The 2,627-nt window shown below is 59.6% G+C and carries 2 protein-coding genes and 1 pseudogene; 1 reads left to right on the top strand and 2 read right to left on the bottom strand.

Annotation, left to right across the window (positions count from 1 at the left end; all coding sequences use genetic code 11):
* The coding region (locus tag Q0590_RS36975; protein ID WP_302042717.1) for a T9SS type B sorting domain-containing protein at positions 1-1,472 on the bottom strand (1,472 nt) is incomplete at its 3' end.
* 36 nt (positions 1,473-1,508) lie between these two features.
* Here Q0590_RS36975 and Q0590_RS36970 point away from each other — a divergent pair.
* The gene (locus Q0590_RS36970) at positions 1,509-1,634 is read left to right on the top strand and encodes a hypothetical protein (protein WP_302042716.1); all 126 of its coding nucleotides are present in this window, start codon (positions 1,509-1,511) and stop codon (positions 1,632-1,634) included.
* A gap of 21 nt (positions 1,635-1,655) precedes the next feature.
* Here the strand turns inward: Q0590_RS36970 and Q0590_RS37760 are convergent.
* Positions 1,656-2,627 (bottom strand): annotated as a pseudogene (locus Q0590_RS37760) (SprB repeat-containing protein); the annotation flags it as partial.

Here is a 2,627-nt window from a genome sequence, read left to right as displayed (position 1 = left end):
GCTTCGGCCATCAAGGGCTTTCCCTGAAAAGTGCCATCCCAATTGTTTTGATAGGGCTTTGCCTCAAACACCTTGCTGCCCTGCCGGTTGTAAATAAGCAGCTCATAGCCCGGGTACTGCTCTATGTTGTCAATCTGCCACCAATCATCGATGCCATCCTGATTGGGGGAAAACACGATGCGTGGCTTGAGCGGCTCGCCTTGCGGAGTACATAGCGGGGAGCGGCTGCTTAGCTCCAGGCTGTGCTGCCTGCCATCAGGTCCGGTCAGCTTCCATTCCGGCTTGTCGCTAGCTGCAAAGCGCAGGGTGAACACCTTCGCATGGGTGCCTGCCTCAAAAAACTCGGGTAGTTCTCCCTGCAAAACCGGCAGGGATAAAAAGTTAGCCTTGCCTCTAGGCAGCTCTACCCGGAAGGGGTTATGGTTCACATAGCCCAAGGTGGCTGTCAGCGTGCCATCGCCATTGTCCTGCACGCAGCTGAGCAGCGGCTCAATGCCCTTGCCCTTGGCCACCGGTGGCTGGTCAATCACAGAAAAGCTCAGCTGGTAGCTTTCGCCCTTCTGGCCTCCTTTCGTGTAAGGGATGGCTATCAACTGATAGGAGCCCACCTCCGGACGCCACCCTGCCGGCCCTTGCAGGTAGAAAGGAGCCGTCAGATCGCGGCTAGCCGCTCCATTGAGCACAAACTCTACCCGCTCAATGGCTCCCTGACTGGTGTTGGCCCGCAGGTTGAGCAGCCGGGAAGGCAGCAAGGCCAGATTGATCGTATCCTGCTCCTGCAGGGGATGGTAGGCAGCCAGCACCTGATCGTTCGCGGCATTGAGCAAGCTGATGCTTTGGATGCGCGCTAGGGGTGGCAAAGAGCTTAGCTCAAAGCCTGTCTGCTGGCGGCATCCGTTCTGATCGGTCACGCTCACCTGATAGCTGCCGGCGGCAAGGCCGGACAAATCCGGGGTGCTAGCCCCGGTAGACCATTCATAGCGGTAGGGCGGGGTGCCCCCACTGACTGACAGGCGGATGGAGCCATCGCTGCTCTGGGCACTGGCCGGACTTACCTGCCCGCTGAGCTGCAGGACCTGGGGTTGGCTAAGGGTCAGGGAAGCAGTTTTAGAGCTCCCGGTGCCATCGGTGACGGTGACCGTATAGGAGCCGGCTGGCAGACTGGATAGCTCTGGGGTAGTCACTCCATTGGACCACTGATAGCGGTAGGGAGCTACCCCCCCGGTTACAGTTACGGCCACAGCGCCCTCCGGCTGTCCATAGCAGCGCAGCGGTTGGCTGCTGAGCGTAAGAGTAAGGGGAGTGGTAGCCGTTTGCCCGCTTGTCTGCTTGACTTGTATGGTTTCATGGACCTGACAGCCATAGGCATCGGTAACGCTGACCCCATATGTGCCGGCTATAAGACCGGACAGGTTTTGGGAGGTGGCTCCATTAGACCACAGATAGCTGTAGGGACCCGTGCCCCCACTCACTGACAGGCGAATGGAGCCATCTTCCTGCGGCAGGCTTTGAGCGGTAGCGCTGTAGCTGATCTGCAGCGGGGTGGCTTCCGGCAAGAGGATCGTTTGGGTCTGCTTGCTGCCTTTAGCATCGGTGATGCTCACCTGATAGCTGCCGGCGGCAATTCCTGTTAGCTCTGAGGTGGTGGCTCCATTAGACCACTGATAACGATAAGGAGGCACTCCCCCCGATACACTCAGGCGGATCGAGCCGCTAGCCGAGCCAAAGCAGCGGGGCTGGGTAAAGCGATAGCTCAGCAGCAAGGCCGCTGCCGGGGCTTGCTCAAGCACAAACGTGCGCTCTTGGTAGCAGCCTTGGGCATCCGTGACGCGCACCTGATAGCTGCCGGCCGAAAGAGCTGACAAGTCTTGGGTGGTGGCCCCGCTAGACCAAAGATAGCTGTAAGGGGCTGTGCCGCCGCTCACCGACAAGCTGATCGAGCCATCGCCGCCAGCAGGACTTTCAGCCAGTAGTTGCTCTTGGATGAGCAGCAGTTGGGGCTGTTGCAAAGTTAGCTCAGCGGCCGTTTGTGTGCCTTGGGCATCGGTGACAGTCAGGCTATAGCGGCCGGCAGCAATCCCGGACAAGTCTTGGGTGGTGGCGCCGCTAGACCAAAGATAGCTGTAAGGGGCCACCCCACCAGAGACACTCGCCTGGATGTTTCCATTGGAGGCTCCCTGACAGGCTGGCGGCCGGGCCGTTAAGCTAAGGCGGAGCGGGGCGGCAGGCGTGCGGGCCAGGGTAAAGGTTTTGCTCAGCTGACAGCCATTGGCATCGGTGAGAGTTAGCTGGTAGTTGCCGGCAGCAAGGCCTGTGAGATCTTTAGTGGTAGCCCCGGTGGACCACAGATAGCTGTAGCTGCCGGTGCCCCCGGCAACAGCAAGGGAGATAGCACCATCCCGGCCACTGCTTGTTTCAGGACTCAGGGTTTGCTGCAGGGTCAAAGCAGCCGGTTGAGAAAGGGACAGGGAGGCGGTTTTAGAGCTCCCGGCGCCATCTGTAACAGTAACTGTATAGGAGCCGGCCGGCAATTTTTCCAGGGCAGGGGAGGTGGCTCCATTGGACCATTGATAACGGTAGGGAGGCACCCCCCCGGTTGCGCTTACCACAGCACTGCCACTGCTCTG

Origin of the sequence: Rhodocytophaga aerolata (assembly GCF_030503435.1) — a bacterium.
Lineage (GTDB): Bacteria > Bacteroidota > Bacteroidia > Cytophagales > 172606-1 > Rhodocytophaga > Rhodocytophaga aerolata.
The sequence above is the reverse complement of the archived record's forward strand: the minus strand, read 5'-3'. Positions and strand labels throughout refer to the sequence as shown.